We start from the raw sequence: 26049 nt of genomic DNA, 5'->3' as shown, positions 1-26049 counted from the left end.
CCTTTTAATTAGCTTTCAAAAAATTCTTAACTGCTTGATTATACAGCGGAATATCAAACAAAAACGAATCATGTCCATACGGAGCATCAATATTCACATAACTCACAGGCTTGGCATTGGCAATCAACGCATCGACAATCTCTTGCGACCGCTCTGGGGCAAACCGCCAATCAGTCGTAAACGACACCACCAAAAATTGACATTCGGTATGTTGTAACGCTTGGCGTAACGCCTCGCCATCGCTGACCGTTTCATCTACATTGCTTGCCAAATTTCTCGCAGGGTCAAAATAATCCAACGCCTTGGTCATCAGCAAATAGGTATTGGCATCAAAGCGTTCACTAAACTGCTCCCCTTGATAACGCAAGTAGCTTTCCACTTGGAACTCCACATCATAATTAAACATCAATTTGCCAGCTTTGAGGTCACGCCCAAATTTGACCCGCATCGCCTCATCGGTCAAATACGTGATATGCCCCACCATGCGAGCCAAAATCAGCCCACGTTTGGGGATTTTGCCCTGTTCAAGGTATTGCCCTTGACAAAAATCTGGGTCGGACAAAATCGACTGGCGAGCCACCTCATTAAAAGCAATATTTTGGGCAGATAGCTTGGGGGTACTGGCGATAATCACCGATTTTTTTAGCCGAGCGGGATAGTCAATCGCCCATTGCAACGCCTGCATACCGCCCATCGAGCCACCCACCACAGCGTGCCATACGTTAATGTTAAGGTGGTCAGCAAGCATGGCTTGGGTGGTTACCCAGTCTTTAATCGTTACCAGTGGAAAATCCGAAGCATAAGGCTTGCCTGTTTCTACATTTATCGTGGTCGGTCCTGTCGAACCGTAGCATGAGCCGATATTATTGAGGCATACCACAAAAAATTGGTCGGTATCAATGGCTTTGCCACCACCAATAAAATTATCCCACCAACCTGCTTTTTTATCCGTTTCGCTGTGATAGCCTGCGGCATGATGACTGCCCGATAACGCATGACAAATCAAAATCGCATTGGATTTATCCGCATTTAATGTGCCGTAAGTTTCGACCATCAAGTCAAATTCGTTTAGCACTCGCCCACATTCGAGCGTCAATGGCGTGTCAAAATGGATTTTTTGGGGCGTGACAATGCCTACCGAGCCTGTTTTGGCATTGGCAAAGCTGATGGGTGTATCGTCCTCAAACGGATTGGGCGTGTTAACTTCGGCTTCGGCTGGGATGGGGGTAGCGTGTTTGGTCAAACCTAGATTCTCATAGATTGGGTGAATAGGACAACCAATAAACCGACAATATACATCAGTTTGGTTACCAAATTGCCTAGGAATTTCGGCAAATTACTGCTATTGTAAGGGTTTCATTGGCGTATCTCAACCTTTTGTTAGGTGAGGTTTTTTTGCCAGTTGTCATCTTAATGTCCCAAAAATTTGCTAAACTATTGCACATAAAATTACGTTAAACCAATAAAAACGGAGTTACCATGCCTATCAAAAAACCTGTCGAAACCAATCAGCCCAATCAAACGAGTAGCCCTACTTCAGCCCAAGTTGCCCCCAGTAAAGGTGTGGCATTACAAGCCCCTCAACCCAACCCTGCCCAACCGACCCCACAAGGCACGCCACCACTAAAAGAACTGGTCAAACAATACGACAGCGTTGCCTTGCTACTTCAAGGCGGTGGGGCATTGGGGGCGTACCAAGCAGGGATTTATGAGGGCTTGCATAAACAAGGCATTAAAATCGACCGTATTTCGGGCATTTCGATTGGGGCATTAAACACCGCCATCATTGCAGGCAACCGCCCAGAAAATCGCCTTGCCGCCTTGCAAGGGTTTTGGAACACCATCACCCAACGCAACTACACACCAGCAGGGGTGAATTTTTACCGTCAATTTGCCAATCAACTTGACCAAATGAGCCGAGTGGATATGGTCAGCCATTTTATGCCGTGGATTTTTGAAAATGGCTTTCTCAAACAGCAACTGCGTGTGATGGAATCCACTGCCGAAGCGTGGCAGACCATGATTGAGGGGCAAAGAGGCTTCTTTAAACCTCGCTATTTTATGCCGTATGACACCACACCCAACCATTTGAGCTATTACACCACCGATAAACTACGTGAAACCCTCGAACGCTACTGCGACCTCAAACTGGTCAATGATGTCAACCGCATGAAAGTATCCGTATCAGCGGTCAACGTGCGTAACGGCAACTTTGCCATCTTTAGCAATGAAAATGAAGAACTCCATTACGACCACTTTATCGCCTCTGGTGCGTTGCCCCCTGGTTTCCCTGCGGTGGAGATTGATGGCGAATACTATTGGGATGGTGGCATGGTATCAAACACGCCATTGAACGAAATCCTCAGCCACGAAGAACACCTTAAACAGTTGATTTTCCAAGTGGATTTGTGGAATGCTCGTGGACAAGTGCCAGAGAATATGATGGAAATTGATGAGCGTGTCAAAGACATCCAGTATTCGAGCAAAACTCGCATGGTGACTGACTTTATGGCACAAAAGTTACGCTATACTCGTTTGGTAAAAGAGTTACTCGAAATCATTGATGACGATGCCAAAGTGGATAAATATGAAAAACTTTGTGTGGATAAAGCTCGCCAAATGACCGAAGTGGGCGTGAAAAATGTGATTCATTTGATTTATCACAAAAAGACCTATGAGCGTGGCTATAAAGACTATGAATTTAGTGCCACCACCATGCAAGAACACTGGCACAGTGGGCTAGAAGATATCGAAAATACCTTCCGTCACCCAGATTGGTTTATGTTGCCAGAAACTGATGATATCTTTGTCACCCACGACATTCACCAAAAACGTAAAAAATTGGCTCAAATCAATAACTTTATGGGCAATGGTTAAGGGTTTTATCAAGCAAATATCGTAGGGGCGTATTGAATACGCCCTGTTTGAAATTTTGAGGAATTATGCGGTTTTTCTAAAGCCATTTTTAAAAACCCTAGACCTCTGCCTACGCAGGGCTGACGAGTAATTAAAATTTTTTCTATCAATATCGGGCGTATGCAATACGCCCCTACCATGCCTAACTTGTTAGACTAATTTTTCCAAATCCAACGTCAGTAAGCGGTCAATCGCTTCCTCACTTTGTGCAATATCCGCCACCAACGCCATGCGGACAAAGTTTTCCCCTGCATTACCGTTTGGGGTATCTCGTGATAAATACCGCCCTGCCAACGCATGAATATTGAGTTTTTCATAAATCACTTTGACAAATTCTTCGTCATTTTTGACAGGTAGCCAAAAATAAAACCCTGCATCTGGACGGCGAAGCGGTAATTTGTCATTTAGCTTGTCTAACCACAAATCAAACTTTTGACGGTACATCACTCGATTGGCTTCAACATGGGCTTCATCTTGCCAAGCGGTGATTGAGGCAAGTTGGTGATGAATCGGCATCGCACAGCCTTGATAAGTGCGGTAAAGGGCATACGGCTGTAAAATCTTAGCATCCCCAGCGACAAACCCTGACCGCATCCCCGGTAGATTTGAGCGTTTTGACAGTGAATGAAATACCACACAATTGGTAAAATCATCTCGCCCCATGTCGGCACACACTTCAAGCAGTCCGACAGGTGGCGTGTCAAAATACAGCTCGCTGTAGCATTCATCACTGGCAATCACAAAGCCATGTTTATCCGACAATGCCAAAAGTTGTTGCCATTGTTCGGCGCTCATCACTGAGCCTGTGGGGTTGTTGGGGCTACAGACGAATACCAGTTGGGTTTTTTCCCATACTTCACTCGGAATGGCGGTGTAATCACCGACAAAGTTGTTATCTGCGGTACAGTTGACAAAATACGGCTGTCCCCCTGCCAGCAAAGTCGCCCCTTCATAGATTTGGTAAAAAGGGTTGGGCATGACGACATAGGGTTTTTGATCGGCTTGCGAGCGGTCAAACACGGCTTGGGTAAAGCTAAACAGGGCTTCACGAGTACCCATGACAGGTAAGACTTGGGTGTCGATGTTGACGGCTTTGACATGAAAGCGTGAGCATAGCCAGTCGGCAATGGCTTGACGTAGTTCTGGCAAGCCGTTGGTGGTGGGGTAGTTTTGGATTCTGCCAAGGTTTTGTTTGATAACGTCTAGCACAAACGCAGGTGGCTCGTGTTGTGGTTCACCGATACCGAGTTTGATGGGGGTGTAGGCAGGGTTTGGGGTGATGCCGTTGAGCAGGGTTGCCATTTTGGCGAATGGGTAGGGGTGTAGGCGTGTGAGGTCGTGGTTCATGGCAGGCAGTCCGTTTGTGTCAAGTCAAACGGTTACTTTAATGGGATTTGGGCGGTTTGACAAGGCTTAACGGAAAGTTTGGCATGGCGATTTGGGCTTATACCACTGCATTTTTGAAATTTAGCATAACAGAATAATAGCCCAATATTGAATAAAAAAATTTTAATTACTTAGAAAAGGCTAAAAATTTTGGCTACTTTAAGCTATATCTTATCTTGAAATTTGAATCATTATCACTTGGTATTAATTCTATCTCAACCTCATCACCTATTGTGAATTTATTAATATTCAATTTAATTTTAAAGTTTTCAAAGAGATATTCCACATTTGGCAACACAAACTCTTGACCAAAAATTGATATTTTCATGTTATCTAAATATTGAATTTTAAAAAAGAAACTTGAGTTATCATTCGATGTTAAGTTAGAAAAAATGTCATAATTCTCTTCAGTTACTAAATAAGTTGCTGTGGTATTAGAAGATAATTCAATAGGTTTATACACTTTTTTATTGATTAAGTTTTCATAAAATTCTGTGATTGCCTCATATTCATCAGAATCTAATACGCAATTTTGAGGTAAGATAGCCTTGTAGTTTAAAGTTTTACAGATTTTTGAGGCTTTATAAATATATCGTATTAGATAAATTATGCTTTTAGAAGTGTTCTCTTTGAAGTATCTAGTAGAAAAACTTGCAACCTCATAATCATTTACATAAAAAATTCCATGGACATTTTCATTAAGTAATAAATTGATAAAATTATAAACCTTGTCAATATCGTTTATAGAACGTAATTCACATCCTTCCCATTTTTCAAAGTTAAAAGAAATAGAGGCTGAAAATTTATCTTCAAGCACCTCAAGACTAATCGGAATCTTTTTAAAACTGAGTGTAATGACATCAGCTATTGAAGCAAAAAAACTGAAAGTTTCTATGCCGTGTGTTACGTTACCCTCTATAGTTTGAATAGAATCAAATAAAAAATTATCATCTTCTGTATAAAATTGAATATGGGCTTTCAGTTTTTTTTCTGGACAGATATAAAGACTGTTTGGGATAAAATTTTCTGTACCTATCAAATGATTAAAAAGCTCTGAATCTGTTTTTATCTCTGTTATATTTTCTAATAAAACTGCTTCGCCATGTTTAAATAAATTTTCAAGTTTACTTTTGTTTTGAGCGTTAAAATCCATTGCCATACTAAGATTTAAAGTTTTATTTTCTTTTTTTGGATAAATAACAAAAGATGATTTATTATCATTGTAACTTGAAACTACTTTGAATCTTGGGTCTAGTAGTTCTAAAGTTTTTTGTACATTTTTGTGTACATTTTCGATAGCATCGGTCTTCATTGGGATGGACATTCCCTTTAATAAAGAATGTTGAGCCTTCTCAATATCTTCATCAGTTTTTGGTCGTTTACCAATATTATCAACCGAATATTTTTCGGCACACTCTTTCCACTCCCTTAATAACTCGATAGGGTATTTTTTCGGTTCACTATCTATAATTTTATGGCAATTTCTACATAGCCATATACCATTGTCATAAGACTTTCTTTGCTCGCTTGTCATAGTAGCCTCATATCTAGCACCGTTCGGCTGAACTGCACAGATATGAGCCCCCTCACCTATAATATGTACATTAGTTGATGTACTTTCTTTAGCAGAAATAGTAAGAACACGACAATTAGGATTTGAACAATAATTTGCTACCCTTTCTCTTAATTGTCTTATAACTGTTAATGTAAAATCTTCTTTTCCATTTCTGCTCATCAAAAACCCCCTAATTTGACACTTTCGCAATCCCACTCACCTTTTGAATCCCTTTCGGCAACACCGCACCTCGTCTACCTCTCGCCCCTTTAAAATTCTCAATATCCATTGGCTTTAAAGTCACCTTGCGTTTGCCACTTTCCACCGCAAGGCTTTCCCCCTCCGCAAAGGTCACCACAGCCACCACCGATTCACCGTCTTTCAAATCAATCAGCTTATTACCCTTACCCTTTTTCATCTCAGGCAATTCCGCCAACGGATAGACCAGTAGATGACCGCTCGAACTCACCACGCCCACAAGCGTATCCGTCTCGCCAATCGGTTGCGTGATTAATGTCGATTTATCATCAAAATTAATCACGTTTTTGCCTGCTTTTTGGTTGGTATCAAGGTCGATAAAGGTATTGATAAAGCCATAGCCTTGCGTACTTGCCATAATCAATTTGGCATCGTCTTGCCCCATGAGTACCTTGACAAAACTCGCCCCACTGCTAGGCTTGAGTAGGCTAGTCAGCGGTTCGCCCTGCCCACGAGCGGACGGCAAGGCATGAGCATCAAGGCGGTAACTTCGCCCTGTGGTGTCGAGTAGATAGACTTTTTCGTTGGATTTGCCTTGGGCGTGGGTCAGATAGCTGTCGCCAGAGCGGTAGTTGAGATTAATGGCATCAATGTCATGCCCTTTTGCCGAGCGTATCCACCCTGCTTGCGACACGATGACGGTCACAGGTTCACTGGGGGTCATGTCGGTTTCTTTGATGGCAACTGCTTCGTCACGCTGTACGATGGGCGATAGGCGTTTGTCGCCATGCTCTTTCATGTCGGCGTTAAGTTCATCAATGATTAAGCCTGTCAAACTGTCTGGATTGTTCAGGTATTCTTCGATTTGGGCTTTTTCGGCTTCGAGTTCGCTTTGCTCACGTTTCAGTTCGATTTCTTCAAGTTTGGCAAGTTGGCGTAAGCGAATATCAAGAATCGCATTGGCTTGGATTTCGCTCAAGTCATAGCGTTGCATCAGTTCGAGTTTGGGGTCGTCTTCTTCACGGATAATGCGAATCACTTCGTCAATATTAAGGTACGCAATCAGCAAGCCTGCCAAGATATGCAGACGTTGTTCGATTTTGTTGAGGCGGTATTGCAGACGGCGAGTGACGGTGTCACGGCGTACCGATAGCCACTCGCTCAAGATGGTGCGTAAGCCTTTGACTTGCGGTTTGCCATTTACGCCAATCATGTTGAGATTGACACGGTAGTTGGTTTCGAGGTCGGTACTGGCAAACAGATGGCTCATCACCATATCGATATCGACACGGTTGGAGCGTAGTTCTAGCACGATACGACAGGCGTTTTGATGGTCGGATTCATCATGGATATCGGTGACCCACGGTAGTTTTTTGGCATTAATCAGGCTTGCGATTTGCTCGATGATTTTATTGCCCGATACTTGATAGGGCAGGGCGTTGATGATGACAAGGTTTTTTTCTTTGGCATCTAGCTCGTAGGTCGCTCGCATTTTGTAGCTACCCTTGCCCGTACTGTACATGGCAAGCAAATCATCGGGAGAAGTGATGATTTCAGCTTTGGTCGGTAGGTCGGGGGCAGGGATATATTTGGCAAGTTGGCGGTCGGACATTTCAGGATTTTTAAGTAACGCAATACAGCCTTTGACCACTTCATTTAGATTATGCGGTGGGATGTCAGTCGCCATACCGACTGCGATGCCTGTCGTACCATTTAGCAAAATATTGGGCAAACGGGCAGGCAAGGTGACAGGCTCTTGCATCGTACCATCAAAGTTGTCTTGCCAATCGACCGTGCCTTGCCCCAATTCATTGAGTAAAGTATTGGCATAAGTAGAGAGTTTGGCTTCGGTATAACGCATGGCAGCAAACGATTTTGGGTCGTCTGGCGAACCGAAGTTACCTTGCCCTGTCACCAGTGGATAGCGGTAGCTAAAGGGTTGCGACATTAGAACCATGGCTTCATAACACGCACTGTCGCCATGCGGATGGTATTTACCAATCACATCGCCGATGGTGCGAGCGGATTTTTTGGGTTTGGCGGTGTTTTTGAGACCGAGTTCGCTCATGGCATATACGATACGGCGTTGCACAGGCTTTAAGCCGTCCGCAACATGGGGCAATGCCCTGTCCATGATGACGTACATGGCGTAGTTGAGGTAAGCATTTTCGGTAAATTCTGCCACCGAGCGAGTGGGGTTATTTAGGTCTTTTTTGACAGTAAGGGTATCGGACATGGTGGTGTTCTTAATCATGGCTAAAATTTTTTCTAATGATAAAGAATAATCCTCAAAACTCAAGTAAAAAACACATTTACCCATTTTTATACGTCAATGGTTGTCGTTTTTCCACCCACTATCGTGCATCACGGATTGGCAAATTGTTTGATAGAACCAAACGTTTCCAAAATTTTCTTGTGGCAAGGGCAAAATTTTAGTATGGTAATGGTAATTTTCACTATTTTTAGCTTTGATTGTACAGTTGTTTAGATTAGCAATACAACAAATTTGGTAGGGGTGTATGGCATACGCCCAAAATCTCAACCTATTATGCCTAATTTGATTCACGATACATTGCAACAAATTGATTTGATATACCTCATTAAGGACAAGCCCATGACTGACACTACAACCGCCTTAGACGATAATAACCACCCACAGCTTGCCACTAGCCATGAAAAACCTTGGTTGGCGACCTACGAAAAGTATGGGATTGCTTATAATATTGAGTACCCTGCCCCCAATGTCAGTTTGATGGATATTTTTGAGCGAAACTTTGAAAAGTTTGGCAATCAAAATGCGTTTGCCTGTATGGGTAAGCATTTGACTTTTCGTGATGTGGATACCTATAGCCGACAAGTGGCAGCGTATCTGCAAGGTTTAGGGCTAAAAAAAGGTGACACCGTTGCGGTGATGATGCCGAACGTATTGCAATACCCTGTGTGTATGATTGGGATTTTGCGAGCAGGGCTGACGTTGGTGAATGTCAATCCGCTATACACCACGCATGAGCTTGAGCATCAACTTGAAGACTCGCAAGCCAAAGCCTTATTTATCATCGAAAACTTTGCCAAAACTTACCAAGACATCAACAGAAAACTGGTTGACCATGTCATCGTGTGTTCGATGGGGGATTTGCTCGGCACGGTCAAAGGCTTTATGGTCAATACCGTGGTCAAATATGTCAAAAAAATGATTCCAGAATGGCATATTGCAGGCCATGTGACCTTTAAAGACGTGCTAAAAACCTCTGCCAGCCGTTATCAACGCCCCAACGATATCATAGGCGATGATATTGCCGTATTACAATATACAGGTGGTACGACAGGGGTCGTCAAAGGGGCGATGCTGACCCATGCCAACTTGATTGCCAATTTATACCAAGCCATGACCCATGTTCGCACCGTTTTTGACGAAGATGCTCAAGGTGAGTATATCGTGGTGGCGTTGCCGTTATATCATATTTTCTCATTTACTGCCTGTGCGTTATTGGGGATGTATCAAGGCTTTGTGTGTTTATTGATTCCGAACCCTCGTGACCTCGATGGTTTTGTCAAAGAATTGGCGAAATACAAACCTGTGTTCTTACCTGCGGTCAATACTTTGTTTAACGGTTTGGCTCACCATACAGGCTTCCGTAACCTCGACCATAGCAACCTTAAAGTATCGCTCGGTGGTGGTATGTCGGTGTTGCCATCGACTGCCGAAGAATGGCAACGCATCACCAATACCAATATTGTTGAAGGCTATGGCTTATCCGAAACCTCGCCAGTTGTGACCCTAAACCCACTGCGTTTGGTAAAGTTTAGTGCCAAAATTGGCGTACCGATGCCAAATACCGATGTCAAATTGTTAGATGACGATGGTAATGAAGTGGCTATGGGCGAGCGTGGCGAAATTGCTGTCAAAGGCCCACAGGTGATGAAAGGCTATTGGCAACGCCCAGAAGCCACTGCCGAAGTGATGACTTCAGATGGTTATTTCAAAACAGGGGATGTGGGTATCATTGATGCCGAAGGTTTTGTCAAAATCGTTGACCGCAAAAAAGACATGATTTTGGTATCTGGCTTTAACGTGTATCCCAACGAAGTCGAAGAAGTCATCGCCAGCCATCCTAAAGTCCTTGAAGTGGGCGTGATTGGTGTGCCTGATGATAAAAGCGGTGAAGTGCCAAAAGCCTATGTGGTGCGTAAAGACCCAAGCTTGACCGAAAAAGAACTGCTTGATTTTGCCAAAAAAGAACTCACAGGCTACAAACGCCCACGCTTTATCAAGTTTGTCGATGAATTGCCAAAATCTAATGTGGGTAAAATCTTGCGTAAAGAAATCCGTAAATTGGAAGAGCAAGGGAAATAATTACTTTCCCCATTTCTAAATGACACATTGAACATGGATAAGTTACCCTACCGCCCTTGGCATATCAGCTATGAACGCTACCAAATCAAAGCCCATATTGATATGCCCAGAGCCAGTGCCTCGCTACTGGATATGTTAGAGCATAGTTTTGCCAGTTATCCAGACCGCACCGCCTACATTTTTAATCAGCAACGCTTGCGATATGCCGAGCTAGACCGCTTGAGTCAAGCGGTGGCGTGCTATTTGCACGAATTGGGGCTGGTGGTGGGTGATAAAGTCGGTATCATGCTTCCCAATGTGTTGCAATATCCCATTATCGTGCTAGGCGTGATACGGGCAGGCATGGTGGTGGTGGGGATTAATCCCAATCACACCGCCCAAGAAATTGCCCACCAACTCACCGATGCCGATGCCAAAGCGGTGTTTGTGCTTGAGCGGTTTGTGGGGTTATATCAAACCAGTCGTGAGTTTTGTAGCCAATCAACCCCCTCATTACCGCCACACCTTGTCATTTGTCGTTTGGGTGATTTGCAGGGCGTTGTCAAAGGTATCATTACTAATAAATTGACCGCTTCGCCTTTGCCAATGCTTGAGCCAAAGCCGATTTTTTTTAGCCAATTAATCAAACACGCCCATACCTTGAGCTATCAGCGTCCTACGTTGAATTTAACCAGTGTTGCATTATTACAATACACCAGTGGTACGACTGATACCGCCAAGGGCGTGATATTAAGTCACGGCAATATTTTGGCAAATATACTGCAAATCGACAATTTGCTTCGTAGTGCCTATGATGATGAGCCGAGCGATGAGCTGATTTTGTGTGCTTTACCTTTGTATCATGTGTTTTCATTTAGCATTTGCTGTATGTTGGCAGTGTATCGAGGCTTTGCCAGTTTGTTAATTGCCAATCCCAAAGACAATGCCCATTTGATTAAACAACTACAATGCCACCAACCCAGCGTAATGGCAGGGGTCAATCCGCTGTTTCATGCGTTATTACAAAATCCGACTTTTCGGCGATTGGACTTTTCAAGGCTCAAAGCCACCATCGGTGGGGGCATGAGTACCTGTCCGCACGTTGCCAAAAAATGGCATCAAGTCACAGGGATGCCGATTATTGAGGGCTATGGCTTGTCCGAAACCTCACCTGTGGTGACCTTTAACCCTTTGACAATCGCCGAATTTACCAACAAAATCGGTATCCCAGCCCCTGCCACCGATGTGTTAATCGTCGATGCCAATGACCAAGAAGTCCCCATCGGTGAGCGAGGTGAAATCATCGTCAAAGGCCCGCAGGTCATGCAAGGCTACCACAATTTACCCCAAGCCACCGCCCAAGCCTTTACTCGCCACGGTTACCTACGCACAGGCGACATCGGTATCATGGACGAGCGTGGCTTTATCAAAATCGTTGACCGCAAAAAAGACATGATGGTGGTGTCTGGCTTTAATGTGTATCCCACCGAAATCGAAACCGCCATGCTTCAACATCCGCAAGTGGCGGAATGTGTCGCCATCGGCATTCCGAGTGCCACACGAGGTGAAGAACCCAAAATTTTCGTGGTACGGCAAATCGTTGCCAATCAAGCCCCTGTCAGTGAAGCCGAACTGATTGAATTTGGCAAACAACACCTCACAGGCTACAAACGCCCTCGCCATGTTAGTTTTGTCGATGAATTGCCAAAAAGCCCCCTTGGTAAAGTGCTACGCAAAGAATTGCGGAAAAGAGAAGGATTAGAATAAATTAGGAATGTAAACAGAATCTTTAATCTCCCCCAACCCCCTCTTTACAAAAGAGGGGGCTATGCCTTCCTAATTAGACTAAAACGGAGGGGAAGTCCTCCTTTTTCAAAGGTGAGGAATATATTCCGCAAGAGGGGGATTAAAACTTACAATATTTACTCTACCAAATACAATTATCTCCGCTCACGTTTTTCACTTGCCAAAAGCCTGCTAGCAAGGTAGCATAAAACCTTAAAAGCTGTGTTTTGACAATGATTTGCCAACACTATTTAGGGAAAATTATGCGTATCGACAACCGTGAAAACAACCAACTGCGTCCAATTAGCTTTACACGCAACTACACCAAACACGCTGAAGGCTCTGTCCTTGTGTGTTATGGCGACACCAAAGTGCTATGCACCGCCAGCATCGAAACCCAAGTCCCTCGCTGGCTCAAAGGCACAGGCAAAGGTTGGATTACTGCTGAATACGGTATGCTTCCTCGTGCCACCCACGAACGCACCCAACGTGAAGCCAGTAAAGGCAAACAATCAGGACGCACCCAAGAAATTCAACGCTTGATTGGTCGTAGTTTGCGAGCGATGGTTGACCTCGAAAAATTGGGCGAAAACACCATTCACATTGATTGTGACGTACTACAAGCCGATGGAGGCACTCGCACCGCCAGTATCACAGGGGCTGCGGTGGCATTGGTCGATGCGTTAGAAAAACTGCAACAAACCAAAAAACTCAAAGCTGACCCATTGGTAGGCTTGGTGTCTGCTGTGTCAGTGGGTATCAAAAACGGTGAAGTATTACTTGACCTTAACTATGACGAAGACTCAAGCTGTGACACGGATTTGAACGTAGTGATGACCCAAAAAGGTGAATTTATCGAAATTCAAGGTACTGCCGAAGAAAAGCCCTTTACTCGCACCCAAGCCGATGAAATGTTGGCGATGGCAGAGGCAGGGATTAAACAACTCATCGCAGAACAACAAAAAGTATTGGGTTGGTAAAATCTGATGCTCACCGTCACCGATAATGGCGTAAAAATCGCCCTACAATCACACTCGCTTGCCAATACCCTGTTGCCCAAGATTTTATTGACGGCAGGGGTATTGGCGGTGATTGGTGGATTAAAAATGCTCGGCATTATCGGTGTAATGGGCGTGATGATTGGCGTGATTGTCACCCTATTGGCAGTGGGAATTTGGCAATTTTGGCAAAGCAAAAATCGCCCCCAGTCGCTATGTGGCGGTGAATTATCACTGACCAAACAAGGCTTTATCCATCAACAATTTGGTAAAACCACCCAATACCAACTTGCCCCCACTGACACCATTCAAACTACTGGCACAGGGCTAGCGATTTGTAATCAACAAGGCAAAACCTTGTATCAAATTCAAGGCTTTAGCGAAGCCAAACATTGCCAAATCGCCCAAGCGGTGATGAATGGCAAAACCATCCAAACCCAAGCCAAAAATATCAAAATGCAAAGTAATTAGCTTTTTTTACACGCCACAAGCGTGGATTAGCCAAGCGTTACCCACGGCTGAGAGCAAAATCCCTGTTTAACCCCACCATTTACGCAAAACCTCACCATCGTTACCAAAAAACAAAAGTCTATCAGATGAATTTTGCTACACTAGGAAAACCTGTAGCTAGCTAAAATATACCTTACTTATTATATCTAACCCAATTAATATCAATTTTAGCGGATTATATTGTAGGGGCGTATTGAATACGCCCAATATGATATATGTCACCAAAGGGCGTAAGCATTACGCCCCTACCACAGTATATTTTTTGGGTCTGTTATCAACCATCAACTACTAATTTAATTCACTGCTTTACCTTGAGGAAGAACCCATGAATATGACCAAAATCGCTTTACCATTAGCTTTGTCAATGGCATTATTTGGCTGTAATAAAGCCGAACAAAAAACCGAAGCCCCAGCTCCAGCCACCGAACCTGCGACTATCACTGCCAGTGCCAATGGTGCAACAGCAACTGCCACGGTTAACAGTGCCAACACAGCGACCGCCACAGCCGTTGACCCAAACATGACCCCAGAGCAACACAAAGACGCTCGTGAAAAAATTATGAAAGACTGGAGCAAAGCCAACAAAGCGATGGGTGCAATGGTCAAAGACCCAACCAAATTTAACGCTGAACAATTTAAAGCCGAAGCCAATAAACTCAATCAAGACCCTTGGGGACATTTCGCTGATAATGCCAAAGGTGGCGATGCAAAAGACGCTATTTGGACGGATAAAGCAGGCTTCCAACAAGAAATTGACAAATATAAATCTGCCATGACTGCCCTAACCACAGCCACCACCACAGCGACCAATGTTGATGGCGTAAAAGCCCAATTTGGTGATGTTGGTGCAAGCTGTAAATCTTGCCATGACAAATTTAAAGCAGACTAATTTAAAGCAGTAGGACTTACGCAAAAGACACTGGATTCCCACATTCGTGGGAATGACGATTGTTTCTTAAATTTCGTCACCCCTGCGAATGCAGGGGTCTAGTGTCTTTTTTAAAGTAGAATCTTTAAGTTTTTGTAAAACCTAAAAATATTAGTTCTTTGCAATTTCTGCCACGTTTAATGGCAACGGACGCAATACCGCCAATTTTTTTAGCAAAGTGGTAGCGTCTGTTGGCAGTTTTTCCCCTGTTTGCCAAAAATGCAACGCTTGCTCACGCACATCGTGAGCAAACGTGCTTTGACTGGTATCAAAATCCGCAAACAAATTATCCTGCGACACCAAAAACCGCTTACCACAACTTAGCGTCAATAAACACTCGATGGCTTGGGGGATGATTTCCACTTTTTCAAAATTACTTTGTTGCTCGGCACTGCGTCCATCTGGGGCGTACCAATAGCCAAAATCATTGAGTAAACGCCGTTGCTTACCTGCTACGCACCAATGGCTGATTTCGTGCAAACTACTGGCAAAAAAGCCATGAGCAAACACAATTTTGGCAGGCTCATCATCAGTGGGGGCAAAATATTCTGGCTCATGCTCCCCTCGTACCAGTATCGTGTTTTTCTCACGAAACCACCCATTAAACTGCTCAATTAACCAATCCACCTCTAACGGCTCAACCGCTTGCCAAAGATAATTGGCAAAATTGGTGGCGTGACGTGGTGGGGCATAGGCTTGGCGAATGGGTAGGGTAGGTGGGGTGGTGATATTTTCGGCTTGATGATAATAAACGAGCGTCAAACAACTATTAAATGGAAGCGTAATAAAGGGAAAAATTGCCAACATGGTGTGCCTTAGAGGGTAAAAATGAAGCTGAATATGATGTAGGATTTACACAGTTTTAACGTTTCCGTTCGTGGTGAGCCTGTCGAACCAAAGGAAGCGTTACCCTTCGACAAGCTCAGGGCGAACGTTTTGTCATTTTCACGTAAGTCCTAAAATGGCTATTATAACAAATTTCTGCCCTTGCTTTTTTGGGCGAATACCATCATATTAATGGTAAATAATTAGAACCCACAGGAGCGAGCCATGACCACCCCCTCAATTTCACAATCCACCGCCACCGCTCTGACAGGTTTGGCAAAATATATCGACCTAAACCGTTGGGAACACAACAACGAAAACCACTACCAATGGCAAGGCGAGATTGCCCTAAGCCAATTCCCACGCCTGTATGACCTGCGTGATCCCAACCACCCCAACGACCAACCGCTAAAAGTTAGCCTCGATATCCAACAAAAAGGCAAAGTGCTATTTTGGCAGTTACAGACCACAGGGGCGATTTGGCAGACTTGTCAACGTTGCCTTGAGCCTGTGGCAGTCAGCCTTGACACCGATAGCCAACTGGCGTTACTCGCTGATGAAAGCCATGTCGCATTACTTGAAGAGGATATGGAATCGATTTTATTATCAGAATTGAGTGATGAGCATAAACTGTGGTTATTGCCGATGATTGAAGATGAATTATTGGTGGATTTGCCGTTAGCCCCTAAGCATGACGATTGCCAAATGGCGGTCAGTGAAGTGGGTGAATTGCCTGAAATCGAAGAAGAACGAGAAAATCCATTTGCAGTATTAGTCAGTCTAAAAATCTAATTTTGTTTGGTAAAAACTAGTTTACTATAGCAATTACGTAAAAGACACTGGATTCCTGCATTCGCAGGAATGACGACATTATTTAGATTAACGTCACCCCTGCGTAGGCAGGGGTCTAGTGTCCGTATTAGCAAGCAATTATTTAAAAACTGAGTAAGTGCTATGTTAAAAAATATGCGAATAAAGACTTTTCAGTTGCGACCGAATAGCGTATAATGTGGCGTTTACAAATTTATCTGATTATCCGTTCTGATAATTTGCCCCACCACATGGGCTAACTCATTGATAGAACGGTGTTTTTATACTGAAGCACAGGAGCTAACCTCATGGCTGTTCAACAAAACCGCAAAAGCCGTTCACGTCGTGATATGCGTCGTTCACATGACCGTATGACCATCAATGCCGTTGCTATCGATGCAACCACTGGCGAAAAACACATTCGTCACCACGCTACCAAAGATGGTTTTTACCGTGGTCGTCAATTATTCAAAGTCGCTGCGGTGGCTGAATAATCACTGATTGACGCATTTGGGTGATGGTTTTTCCGTTGCTATGATGCTAAAAGTGACGATAATAAAAACTGGTGACTGATTTCACCAGTTTTTTTATGCCAAAAATTTTATCCAAAAAATCATTTTTAAATCGCCACAAAATCACTGGCATTTTAATAATTTTATGGCATAATAGCGTTTTATTGAGTGTACAGTTGTACACATTAAATGCTTGTACTTATATAAACAGTATGTTTTGCTTTTACCCCTAACTTTTGTTAAAGTAAAGGCGACAATTTTAGTCAGATTTCCAAAGATAAAGGTAAGGTTATGTCCGTTGCTACCCCATCGCTCACGTCCCCTACGCTTGGCTCGGCTCACTATGCGGTGATTTTTCCGGGGCAAGGCTCACAGTCAGTGGGTATGTTAGCGGATTGGGCGACTCAGTATCCGCAGATTCAGCAGACCTTTGATGAAGCCAGTGAGGCATTGGGGTTTGATTTATGGGCAGTGTGCCAAGGCACGCACCCAACCTTTAATCTTGACGATACTGCTTATACTCAGCCTGCATTGTTGACCGCTAGTATGGCGATTTGGCGTGTGTTGCAAGCTGAATTGGCATTGACCCCCAGTTATTTGGCAGGGCATTCGTTGGGTGAATATAGTGCCTTGTGTGCATCTGGCGTGTTAAGCCTTGCCGATGCGGTGCGATTGGTACACCATCGTGGTCAATATATGACTGAAGCCATGACGAATCAACAAGGCAAAATGTCTGCCATTTTGGGTTTAACGGATGATGAAGTGAGTGATATTTGTCGGCAAGTAGTGGATGATAATGCTAAAGCCGTGGTTAGCCCTGCCAATTTTAATGCCACAGGGCAAGTGGTCATTGCAGGTAATGCCTTGGGTGTGGATTTGGCAAGTGAAGCAGTGTTGGCATTGGGTAAAAAAGCCATGCCATTAAAAGTCAGCGTGCCATCACATTGCCAATTGATGAAACCTGCCAGTGATAAATTGGCAAATCAATTTGATAGCATTGAGTTTGCGTCACCTCGTATTCCTGTGATGCAAAATCGCCATGCCAAAATTGAAACCGATGTATCTGCCATCAAGCAAGCCTTAATTGAGCAATTGAGTGAGCCTGTACTTTGGTCAACCATTGAAGATAACTTAGCCAATCAAGGTGTGACGTTACAGATTGAATGTGGCAGTGGGGCGGTATTGACCAACCTTGCCAAACGTCAAGCCCAAAAAATCCCAACCCTTGCCACTGATAAAGTGGAAAAATTGGAAGCGATTCAACAAGCTATTAATGAGATTAAAAAATAATTTTAACAAAAAGGAACGACTATGAGCCGTCATATCGCATTGGTCACAGGGGCAAGCCGAGGCATTGGCAAAGCCATCGCCCAACGCCTCGCTGATGAGGGATATTTTGTCATTGGTACAGCCACCAGTGAACAAGGAGCGACAGCGATTGGTGACTACCTCAAAGAAGCAGGCGGTCTAGGGCGTGTGCTAAACGTACAACAAGCTGACCAAGTCGAAGCCTTATTTAGCGAAATCGAAAGTACCTATGGTGCGGTGCAAGTATTGGTCAATAATGCAGGGATTACCCAAGACGGTTTATTGATGCGGATGGATGATGACGCTTGGGAAACCGTGCTAAATGTTAATTTAACCGCCGTATATCGCCTTAGCAAACGAGCCATGAAAGGCATGATGAAAGCCCGTCACGGTCGTATCATCAATATCACCTCGGTAGTCGCCACCATGGGCAATGCAGGGCAGACTAACTACGCCGCCACAAAGGCAGGGGTCGAGGGCTTTACTCGTTCATTGGCTCGTGAAATCGGCTCACGTCAAATTACCGTCAACTGTGTTGCCCCTGGATTTATCGAAACGGATATGACCGATAGCCTAGATGAACGCTTGATTAGCTCGATGCTTGCCAATGTGCCACTGGGTCGCTTAGGTCGCCCAGAAGACGTGGCAGCAGCGGTGAAATTTTTAGCCAGTGACGAAGCCAGTTATATCACAGGGGCTGTGCTTGCCGTCAATGGCGGTATGTATATGTAATACTTTACCGCAAAACTGAAACATTGTATTATGATTTGTTTTTACCATCCAACCCCATAACCTATATGCAAGGAGAATCGCATGAGTGAAGTTGAAAGCAAAGTAAAAGCCGCAGTGGCAGAACAATTGGGTATCAATGCCGATGACATCAAAACCGAAGCGTCATTTATGGACGACTTAGGAGCGGATTCGCTTGACCTTGTTGAGCTAGTGATGTCATTTGAAAATGAGTTTGGTATCACCATTCCAGACGAAGATTCAGCTCAATTAACCACGGTTAAAAGTGCCATTGACTACGTTCAATCAAAAATCTAATTGATTTTTACCTAATATTGGCATTATTAAATCCCTCTTTGAATAAAGGGGGATTTTTTTATATTAGGTTGATGTATCAGAACAACCCCCCTCTTTTGTAAATGGGGGTTGGGGGAGATTCAAAAAATAGGGTGCAATATCAATCACCGCCCCAACACAATTTCTAAGACAAATTTCGTCCCCACAAACGCCACTGCCAGCAAAATCACGCCATACAAGGTCATATTACTGGCTTTAATCCCTCGCCAACCTGACCGCCAATGCCCAATCAATAACGCCCCAAACACCAGCCACGACAGCACACTAAATACCGTTTTATGTACCAAGTGTTGTCCCAGCAAGTCTTGCGTATCCATCAGACCAGAGGCTAACGCAAACGACAACAACACAAACCCCACCATTATCATGTCAAATAACAGCGTTTCCATGCTTTGCAGTGAGGGCAGTTTATCCACCCAAATGCGGTGAATGGTTTGGCGTTTCAACTCTTTGATTTGTAAGCGTAACATCACGGCTTGCACCGCTGACATAAACAGCACCGAATAGGCTGCCAATGACAGCAAAATATGCGACTGCAATAGCGGACTGATATGGCTCAACGGTTGATAAGGGGCATTACCTGTATAGCCTAGCACCACCCCAGCCAATGCCAACGGCGTTGCCAAAATCCCCAGTGGCAAAATCGGACGATATAAGCAAAACCCCCAATAAAACAACAACATAAATAACGAGGTCAAGGACAGCACGTTAAATACATTAAAATTTAGCCCATATTGGGTAAAAATCTGTGGGTACAGCAAGCCGACATGAGCCAACAGACCAACGCCAAGCTGACCAAGTACCCAGCCTTTATGAATGGATTTTTTTTGGCTTAACGCCCAAATCAGATACAGGGCGGTCAATCCATAACACACCAATGCCATGACCAAAAGTAAAAACACAATCGCCTCACAGGGTCTTACAAAAAAGAGGGTTTATTGACAATTAAAACCAAGAATTCCCCATTTTAGCAGTAAATGATTAGCAGTTTTAGGCTATTTATCATAAAATAGTAAAAAACTATCTAAAAATTCTATTTCCCAAAATTTGTAATAAGAGAAATCATCATGTTTGATACTTTAACCGAACGACTTTCTGGCAGTTTACGTAACATTGCAGGTACAGGACAACTTACCGAAGACAACATCAAAGACACCTTGCGTGAAGTCCGCATGGCACTGCTAGAGGCAGACGTTGCTTTGCCTGTGACCCGTGACTTTGTCACCCGTGTCAAAGATAAAGCTTTGGGACAAGAAGTCCTCAAAGAACTCGCCCCTGGGCAAGCGTTTGTCAAAATTGTGTATGACGAACTCACCGAGATGATGGGCAGTGCCAATCAAGGCTTAGAAATGACGGGCAAACCGCCTGTGATTTACTTATTAGCAGGCTTGCAAGGGGCAGGGAAGACCACCACTGCAGGTAAACTTGCCAAATACCTCCAAGAACGCCAAAAGAAAAAAGTCATGTTGGTATCAGCGGACGTGTATCGCCCTGCCGCCATCAAACAGCTTGAGCAAGTTGCCGAGCAGGTCAAAGCCCAGTTTGTGCCATCTCATGCGGACGAAAACCCCATCGACATCGCCAAACGTGCCATCGAACAAGCCAAAATTCAATACCAAGACATCTTGATTATCGACACTGCAGGTCGTCTGCACGTTGATGAGGCGATGATGGACGAAATCAAAGCCTTGACTGCTACTGTCAATCCAGCCGAAACGCTATTCGTAGTGGATTCGATGACAGGTCAAGATGCTGCCAATACCGCTAAAGCCTTTAATGACGCATTACCATTGACAGGCGTGATTTTGACCAAGACAGACGGTGATGCTCGTGGTGGTGCAGCCTTGTCGGTGCGTGCGATTACTGGCAAACCGATTAAATTTTTGGGTCGTGGTGAAAAACTCGATGCCCTTGAGCCATTCCACCCAGAGCGTGTGGCACAGCGGATTTTGGGCATGGGTGACGTATTGTCATTGGTCGAAGAAGTCGAAAACAAAATCGACCGTGAAAAAGCCGAAAAAATGGCGAAAAAAATCCAAAAAGGTGGCGAGTTTGACCTTGAGGACTTATTGACCCAATTCCAACAAATGAAAAACTTGGGCGGTATGGCAGGTTTCCTTGATAAAATGCCCGGCATGAGCGGTGCGGATATTCAAAAAGCCGTTGCCGATGCCAAACCAGAAGACAAGGTCAAAGAAATGGAAGCGTTGATTCACTCGATGACCCCATTCGAGCGTCAAAACCCAGACAAAATCAACCCAAGCCGTAAACGCCGTATCGCTGCTGGGGCAGGTAAAGACATTCAACACGTCAACCAACTGCTTAAGCAACACAAGCAAATGGCAAAAATGATGAAAATGCTCTCTGACCCATCAGGTATTAGCAAAATGATGAAAGCCGTACAAGGCTTGACTAAGGGCATGAGCGGTGGTGGAGGCCCTTTGTTTGGGGGAAATAAGCAAGAACAAGAAACTGCCCCTGTGATGGGACAGACCAACTTGCCGACCATGCCACCTGCACCGAAGTTTAAAACTCGCTTTTAAACCAATTTTGATTGATTAATCATTAACCACACCAAAAAACTGATACTCGTTATCAGTTTTTTTATACCCAAAAAATTGTTATCAATCCCAAAAATAGCTTGCAAAAAAAATCGAAATGTTTAACTATGAGTTACCCAATTGTTAAGATTTGTTTTTATTACCAAATACGTCCGATTAATATATAGTCATTTAACTTCAGAATAGTAGTAAATTTAAATTCCGTGGGTTACGCCAAAAAGACGGCTAACCCACGCTACGATGTGTCCTACTTTGAAAGGATTTCACTATAAATAAACAGACGGTATTCATTTAATAGAGTTTTAAGGAGAGGTGCATGGCTGGTATATCACATGACCCATACGCCAATGCCAAAGAGCTGACCTTGCGAGGGATGATTCTTGGGGCAATTATCACGGTGATTTTTACCGCATCCAATGTATATTTGGGGCTAAAAGTGGGTTTGACATTTGCCTCGTCAATTCCTGCGGCAGTGATTTCGATGGCAATTTTGAAATTTGCCAAAGGCAGTAATATTTTAGAAAACAATATGGTGCAAACCCAAGCCTCATCGGCAGGGACGCTGTCATCGATTATTTTTATGTTGCCTGCGTTGTTGATGGTCGGTTATTGGACAAGTTTTCCGTTTTGGCAAACGGCTTTGCTGTGTATTGCAGGCGGTATTTGGGGGGTGATTTTCACGATTCCATTACGCTATGCGATGGTGGTAAATAGCGATTTGCCTTACCCAGAAGGGGTGGCGGCTGCCGAGATTTTGAAGGCAGGCGAGGGCGTGACCGAAGATGAGCATGGTAATTTGGTACATGATGAGTCTGCCAAAGGTGGCACTGGTATCAAAGAAATCGCCATTGGCGGTGCGTTGTCAGGCTTGGTGAGTTTTGCCACAGGCGGACTGCGATTGGTGGCTGATTCAGCCAGTTATTGGTTTAAGGCTGGGGCGGCGATTTTTCAGTTACCGATGGGCTTTTCGCTTGCGTTGTTAGGGGCGGGCTATTTGGTCGGTATCGCAGGCGGTATTGCGATTTTGTTGGGGATTTTTATTGCGTGGGGCGTGGCAGTGCCAATGTTGACCAGCAGTATTCCGCAACCTGCCGATATGGAAATGGTCGCCTTTGCGATGAAACTTTGGAAAGAAAAAGTCCGCTTTATTGGGGCAGGTACGATTGCGATTGCTGCGATTTGGACGTTGATTACCTTGTTTAAACCAATGATGGAAGGTTTCCGTCTGTCAGTTCAAGCCCTCAAAGGTGGCAAAGCAGGCAGTGGTGGTAACCATCGCACGGAGCAAGATTTATCACCCAAAGCCATGTTGGGTTGGGTGTTGGGCATGGGGTTATTGCTTGCCTTGACCTTCTATCAATTTGTGTCAGCCGCCTCATTGCCTGCGACTACCGCATGGTTTTTGGTGGTGGTGTGTACATTATTGGCATTTGTGATTGGCTTTTTGGTGGCGGCAGCTTGCGGTTATATGGCAGGTTTGGTCGGTTCATCGTCTAGCCCAATTTCAGGGATTGGTATTATTTCCATCGTGGCGATTTCGTTGGTATTATTGTTGATTGGCAATGCCAATCCTGCCGTAATGCAAACAGGCGATGGTCAATTTATCACGGCATTGGCGTTGTTCTGTGGCTCGGCAGTGCTATGCGTGGCGACCATTTCTAATGACAATTTACAAGATTTAAAAACAGGTTATCTGGTCAAAGCGACACCGTGGCGACAACAGCTTGCGTTGATTATTGGTGTGGTCGTTGGGGCGTTGGTGATTTCGCCTGTGCTTCAACTACTTTATCAAGCCTATGGCTTTACAGGGGCGATGCCTCGTGAAGGCATGGATGCCACGCAAGCCTTGGGAGCACCACAAGCGACCTTGATGGCGACCATTGCCAAAGGGATTTTTTCGCATAGTCTTGAGTGGAACTATATCTTAATCGGCGTAGCGATTGGCGTGGCATTGATTATCACTGATATTTTGCTCAAAAAAACCTCAGCCAACAAATACAGCCTACCTGTGTTGGCAGTGGGGATGGGTATTTATTTGCCACCTGCGGTCAATATGCCGTTGATTGCTGGCACGGTGTTGGCGTGGTGGGTGAAATCTCGCATTGCCAAACGCAGTAACCCTGCCAATGTGAAACAAAATCTTGACCATGCCGAGCGTACAGGCACACTGTTTGCTGCAGGTCTGATTGTTGGCGAAAGCCTTGTCGGTGTGGTGATGGCGTTTATTATTGCTGCATCTGTGACACAAGGTGGCTCTGATGCACCGCTTGCATTGGCATTGGAAAATTGGGACACCATCGGACAGTGGTTGGGATTGGCTATCTTTGTGGCGGCGACCATTTATTTTGGTAAACGTGTGCTAAATAGTGCCAAAGCCTAAATCAATCTATTGTTCAATTCAAAAAAGCCCAATTGGTTAAATTGGGCTTTTTTTATGGATTTGGATAGACCCTATTGATAACAAGCTTGATTGGCTAAGGCTTTTTTGGCAGTGGGGCTATTTAGGTATTTCCAGTGCCATGCTTCGGTAGCGACGCCACTTTTGCTAGCGACTTTGGTATTAAACGACTGATAAAAACCATATTTATTGGCATTCCCCTTCAACCAACGATAAGACGATGTTTTGCCAAACCCTTGCCCAATGGGAGCAAAATCCACCGCAAACCCTGTATGATGCTCAGAATAGCCAGCAGGGGCTGACCAATGATAGATTTGTTTTGCCGTTAGCCCTTGGGCTTTTTTATGATTGATGAGATTTTGTTGATATTGAATAGAGCGAAAGGCAGAACCAACTTGTAAATTGACTTTATCCTTTGTGGCGGCCTGTCGCATCAGTTTCAAGGCTTTGGCGGCATCTGGGTGTAATTTATCGCCATTGCCAATCGCCACCAAATTCGACTGCTCGGCAAACGCATAATGTAAAATCCCCACTTTATAGGCTTCGGCATTGGGCTTGCAGTTGGTGGGCTTGATAGTGGTTGATTTGATAGTGGTTGATTTGATAGTGGTTGATTTGATAGTGGTTGATTTGATAGTGGTTGATTTGATAGTGGTGGGCTTGATGGTGTTGGGTGATGGTTGCTTGACGACTGTTTTCGTGGGTTTGGTTGATTTTGTCAATTTTGTTAAATTGGCATTGGTGGGCAATGCTGTTTTTTTGCTGGTGGTTTGGCTATTCGTTGGTTTTTTTGTGTTATTGGCTTGCCCTTGATGCCCCAATCCCATGAAAAATATGGCAATGGTGAACCTAACTGGAAAATAAAATGGACGCTGTAATATTGCTTTTGTCATGGGATGATTCAATTTATCTTAATATTTTTGTCATTAGGACTTACGCAAAAGACACTGGATTCCTGCATTCTCAGGATGAGAGCCGTTAAAGCAAAACACAGTTTTGCAGGCTCGCAAGACGAGGGCTATGCCCGAAGTAACGAACATCTTTAATTACTCGTCACCCCTGCGTAGGCAGGGGTCTAGCGTCTTTATTATGCAAGATAAATTTAAAATTTCCGTAAGTCCTAGTCATAATGGTCGCTTATTTGGTTATATTATAGACAAATTAACATAAATTAACATAAATTAACAATAGTTAATTTTTTATGATATGAAAAAGATAGCTATTTAACGCTCATTGATGCTATTTAAATCATACTTTAATGCGTCAAAACACACATCCATCCCAAAACCTCGATATTGTAAAAACCGTAATTGATGGGCTTTTTCTTTTGGGTCGGTAGGGATATTATCGCCATATTTGCGACAGCGTGCTTCGACCGCTTGAGCCAGCCAATCGACTTCATAATCGGCTTGTTCTTCAATATTAGACTGTGTTTCAGCATCATTTTCGATGTCATTAACCAATAAATCATTAAAAAAGTCGCTGTGTTCGGCTATCCAAGTGTTGATACCACTAGCGGATTTGATGGTGGTTAAGCCGTGTTTTTTGAGGGTTTGATAGATGCGAACCGTGCCATATTTTTTGCCGATACTGTCTTTGATGACAGCGGAGGTCATACGTTCGTCAGATTGGTAGCCTTCTTGTTCAAATTCGATGAGTAAGGCTTCAATAGCTTGGGGGTCGCAGTCTTTGGCGAGAAGTTTGTCACGCAGTTCTTTTTTGGATTGCTCTCGTCTGCCGAGATAATAAAACGCCAGCCAACGCATATAGCTCTCGTTTTTGAGTTTATCATGGTGAGCTTGGCGTTCTTCGTCTGTCATTAGCTGACTTTCGATGGTGGCTAGGATAGTTTGAGGATTTGAATTGCTCATTGGTTTATTGTGTTTCTTTTTACATAAAAAATCATCCAAGTAAGGTGCGTCATACGCACCTATTGAAGA

At 44.1% G+C, this 26049-nt stretch carries 21 protein-coding genes; 13 read left to right on the top strand and 8 right to left on the bottom strand.

Translation table 11 applies throughout. The annotated features are described in order from the left end of the window. Positions 1-4: 4 nt before the first annotated feature. A complete protein-coding gene (metX, locus tag ACK1U4_RS07095) occupies positions 5-1168 on the bottom strand; it encodes a homoserine O-succinyltransferase MetX (protein WP_419400252.1) in 1164 nt (387 codons plus the stop codon). A 311-nt stretch (positions 1169-1479) separates the two neighbouring features. On the opposite strand from metX, the gene ACK1U4_RS07090 reads away from it, so the two are divergent. Next, on the top strand, positions 1480-2877 hold the full coding sequence (locus tag ACK1U4_RS07090) for a patatin-like phospholipase family protein (RefSeq protein ID WP_419400186.1): 1398 nt from the start codon (positions 1480-1482) through the stop codon (positions 2875-2877). 189 nt (positions 2878-3066) lie between these two features. Here the strand turns inward: ACK1U4_RS07090 and dapC are convergent, their stop codons facing one another. From dapC to parC, 3 genes are all read right to left on the bottom strand, one after another. After that, positions 3067-4263, bottom strand: coding sequence for a succinyldiaminopimelate transaminase (gene dapC, locus ACK1U4_RS07085; RefSeq protein ID WP_419400185.1), 1197 nt, complete (start codon positions 4261-4263; stop codon positions 3067-3069). Between the two features lie 193 nt (positions 4264-4456). Then, positions 4457-6037: a hypothetical protein gene (locus ACK1U4_RS07080; RefSeq protein ID WP_419400184.1), complete on the bottom strand. Its 1581-nt coding sequence runs from the start codon at positions 6035-6037 to the stop codon at positions 4457-4459. A gap of 10 nt (positions 6038-6047) precedes the next feature. After that, positions 6048-8291, bottom strand: a complete 2244-nt coding sequence (gene parC, locus ACK1U4_RS07075; protein ID WP_419400183.1) for a DNA topoisomerase IV subunit A — start codon at positions 8289-8291, stop codon at positions 6048-6050. A 378-nt stretch (positions 8292-8669) separates the two neighbouring features. Between parC and ACK1U4_RS07070 the strand changes: the two genes are divergently transcribed. The 5 genes from ACK1U4_RS07070 (at position 8670) to ACK1U4_RS07050 (ending at position 14570) form a co-directional block, all read left to right on the top strand. Next, entirely contained in the window at positions 8670-10409 is a 1740-nt protein-coding gene (locus ACK1U4_RS07070; protein WP_419400182.1) for an AMP-binding protein, read from the top strand. A 33-nt stretch (positions 10410-10442) separates the two neighbouring features. After that, a complete protein-coding gene (locus tag ACK1U4_RS07065; RefSeq protein WP_419400181.1) occupies positions 10443-12155 on the top strand; it encodes an AMP-binding protein in 1713 nt (570 codons plus the stop codon). Between the two features lie 281 nt (positions 12156-12436). Then, positions 12437-13153, top strand: a complete 717-nt coding sequence (gene rph / locus ACK1U4_RS07060) for a ribonuclease PH (RefSeq protein ID WP_419400180.1) — start codon at positions 12437-12439, stop codon at positions 13151-13153. Positions 13154-13159: 6 nt separating this feature from the next. Then, positions 13160-13642, top strand: a complete 483-nt coding sequence (locus tag ACK1U4_RS07055; RefSeq protein WP_419400179.1) for a hypothetical protein — start codon at positions 13160-13162, stop codon at positions 13640-13642. A gap of 364 nt (positions 13643-14006) precedes the next feature. Further along, entirely contained in the window at positions 14007-14570 is a 564-nt protein-coding gene (locus tag ACK1U4_RS07050; protein WP_419400178.1) for a c-type cytochrome, read from the top strand. A gap of 150 nt (positions 14571-14720) precedes the next feature. Here the strand turns inward: ACK1U4_RS07050 and ACK1U4_RS07045 are convergent, their stop codons facing one another. Then, the gene (locus ACK1U4_RS07045; protein WP_419400177.1) at positions 14721-15416 is read right to left on the bottom strand and encodes an elongation factor P hydroxylase; all 696 of its coding nucleotides are present in this window, start codon (positions 15414-15416) and stop codon (positions 14721-14723) included. Positions 15417-15659: 243 nt separating this feature from the next. Between ACK1U4_RS07045 and ACK1U4_RS07040 the strand changes: the two genes are divergently transcribed. The 5 genes from ACK1U4_RS07040 to acpP all read left to right on the top strand — a co-directional run bounded on the left by ACK1U4_RS07040 (position 15660) and on the right by acpP (position 19111). After that, complete coding sequence (locus ACK1U4_RS07040; protein ID WP_419400176.1) at positions 15660-16226, top strand: YceD family protein; 567 nt, start codon at positions 15660-15662, stop codon at positions 16224-16226. A 326-nt stretch (positions 16227-16552) separates the two neighbouring features. After that, positions 16553-16738 carry a 50S ribosomal protein L32 gene (gene rpmF / locus ACK1U4_RS07035; protein ID WP_419400175.1) on the top strand — a complete coding sequence of 62 codons (186 nt, stop codon included), beginning with the start codon at positions 16553-16555 and terminating at the stop codon, positions 16736-16738. Positions 16739-17047: 309 nt separating this feature from the next. Then, a complete protein-coding gene (gene fabD, locus ACK1U4_RS07030; RefSeq protein WP_419400174.1) occupies positions 17048-18046 on the top strand; it encodes an ACP S-malonyltransferase in 999 nt (332 codons plus the stop codon). 21 nt (positions 18047-18067) lie between these two features. Next, a complete protein-coding gene (gene fabG / locus ACK1U4_RS07025) occupies positions 18068-18796 on the top strand; it encodes a 3-oxoacyl-ACP reductase FabG (RefSeq protein ID WP_419400173.1) in 729 nt (242 codons plus the stop codon). An 81-nt stretch (positions 18797-18877) separates the two neighbouring features. Next, positions 18878-19111, top strand: a complete 234-nt coding sequence (gene acpP / locus ACK1U4_RS07020) for an acyl carrier protein (protein WP_419400172.1) — start codon at positions 18878-18880, stop codon at positions 19109-19111. A gap of 143 nt (positions 19112-19254) precedes the next feature. Here acpP and ACK1U4_RS07015 read toward each other — a convergent pair whose 3' ends face one another. Continuing rightward, the gene (locus tag ACK1U4_RS07015; protein ID WP_419400171.1) at positions 19255-20052 is read right to left on the bottom strand and encodes a cytochrome C assembly family protein; all 798 of its coding nucleotides are present in this window, start codon (positions 20050-20052) and stop codon (positions 19255-19257) included. 165 nt (positions 20053-20217) lie between these two features. Here ACK1U4_RS07015 and ffh point away from each other — a divergent pair, with 165 nt between their 5' ends. Together ffh and ACK1U4_RS07005 are read left to right on the top strand one after the other, a co-directional pair. Beyond that, positions 20218-21693, top strand: coding sequence for a signal recognition particle protein (gene ffh / locus ACK1U4_RS07010; RefSeq protein ID WP_419400170.1), 1476 nt, complete (start codon positions 20218-20220; stop codon positions 21691-21693). A 334-nt stretch (positions 21694-22027) separates the two neighbouring features. After that, positions 22028-24091 (top strand): OPT family oligopeptide transporter, encoded by a 2064-nt coding sequence (locus ACK1U4_RS07005; protein ID WP_419400169.1) that lies wholly within the window; start codon positions 22028-22030, stop codon positions 24089-24091. A 71-nt stretch (positions 24092-24162) separates the two neighbouring features. Here ACK1U4_RS07005 and ACK1U4_RS07000 read toward each other — a convergent pair whose 3' ends face one another. Together ACK1U4_RS07000 and ACK1U4_RS06995 are read right to left on the bottom strand one after the other, a co-directional pair. After that, positions 24163-25002: a D-alanyl-D-alanine carboxypeptidase family protein gene (locus tag ACK1U4_RS07000; protein ID WP_419400168.1), complete on the bottom strand. Its 840-nt coding sequence runs from the start codon at positions 25000-25002 to the stop codon at positions 24163-24165. A 330-nt stretch (positions 25003-25332) separates the two neighbouring features. Beyond that, positions 25333-25980, bottom strand: coding sequence for a regulatory protein RecX (locus ACK1U4_RS06995; protein WP_419400167.1), 648 nt, complete (start codon positions 25978-25980; stop codon positions 25333-25335). Positions 25981-26049 lie beyond the last annotated feature (69 nt).

The sequence above is a fragment of the Moraxella sp. TY6 genome (assembly GCF_048551375.1).
Classification (GTDB): domain Bacteria; phylum Pseudomonadota; class Gammaproteobacteria; order Pseudomonadales; family Moraxellaceae; genus Faucicola.
This window is presented reverse-complemented; position numbering and strand designations above follow the sequence as displayed.

Bases quoted from the DNA above. Each gene is read 5' to 3' on its own strand.
- parC (WP_419400183.1), bottom strand. From the start codon at position 8,291: ATGTCCGATACCCTTACTGTCAAAAAAGACCTAAATAACCCCACTCGC.
- ACK1U4_RS07045 (WP_419400177.1), bottom strand. From the start codon at position 15,416: ATGTTGGCAATTTTTCCCTTTATTACGCTTCCATTTAATAGTTGTTTG.
- dapC (WP_419400185.1), bottom strand. From the start codon at position 4,263: ATGAACCACGACCTCACACGCCTACACCCCTACCCATTCGCCAAAATG.
- ACK1U4_RS07005 (WP_419400169.1), top strand. From the start codon at position 22,028: ATGGCTGGTATATCACATGACCCATACGCCAATGCCAAAGAGCTGACC.
- rpmF (WP_419400175.1), top strand. From the start codon at position 16,553: ATGGCTGTTCAACAAAACCGCAAAAGCCGTTCACGTCGTGATATGCGT.
- fabD (WP_419400174.1), top strand. From the start codon at position 17,048: ATGTCCGTTGCTACCCCATCGCTCACGTCCCCTACGCTTGGCTCGGCT.
- ACK1U4_RS07000 (WP_419400168.1), bottom strand. From the start codon at position 25,002: ATGACAAAAGCAATATTACAGCGTCCATTTTATTTTCCAGTTAGGTTC.
- ffh (WP_419400170.1), top strand. From the start codon at position 20,218: ATGTTTGATACTTTAACCGAACGACTTTCTGGCAGTTTACGTAACATT.
- ACK1U4_RS06995 (WP_419400167.1), bottom strand. From the start codon at position 25,980: ATGAGCAATTCAAATCCTCAAACTATCCTAGCCACCATCGAAAGTCAG.
- ACK1U4_RS07040 (WP_419400176.1), top strand. From the start codon at position 15,660: ATGACCACCCCCTCAATTTCACAATCCACCGCCACCGCTCTGACAGGT.
- ACK1U4_RS07070 (WP_419400182.1), top strand. From the start codon at position 8,670: ATGACTGACACTACAACCGCCTTAGACGATAATAACCACCCACAGCTT.
- ACK1U4_RS07050 (WP_419400178.1), top strand. From the start codon at position 14,007: ATGAATATGACCAAAATCGCTTTACCATTAGCTTTGTCAATGGCATTA.
- acpP (WP_419400172.1), top strand. From the start codon at position 18,878: ATGAGTGAAGTTGAAAGCAAAGTAAAAGCCGCAGTGGCAGAACAATTG.
- fabG (WP_419400173.1), top strand. From the start codon at position 18,068: ATGAGCCGTCATATCGCATTGGTCACAGGGGCAAGCCGAGGCATTGGC.
- ACK1U4_RS07080 (WP_419400184.1), bottom strand. From the start codon at position 6,037: ATGAGCAGAAATGGAAAAGAAGATTTTACATTAACAGTTATAAGACAA.
- ACK1U4_RS07055 (WP_419400179.1), top strand. From the start codon at position 13,160: ATGCTCACCGTCACCGATAATGGCGTAAAAATCGCCCTACAATCACAC.
- rph (WP_419400180.1), top strand. From the start codon at position 12,437: ATGCGTATCGACAACCGTGAAAACAACCAACTGCGTCCAATTAGCTTT.
- ACK1U4_RS07090 (WP_419400186.1), top strand. From the start codon at position 1,480: ATGCCTATCAAAAAACCTGTCGAAACCAATCAGCCCAATCAAACGAGT.
- ACK1U4_RS07065 (WP_419400181.1), top strand. From the start codon at position 10,443: ATGGATAAGTTACCCTACCGCCCTTGGCATATCAGCTATGAACGCTAC.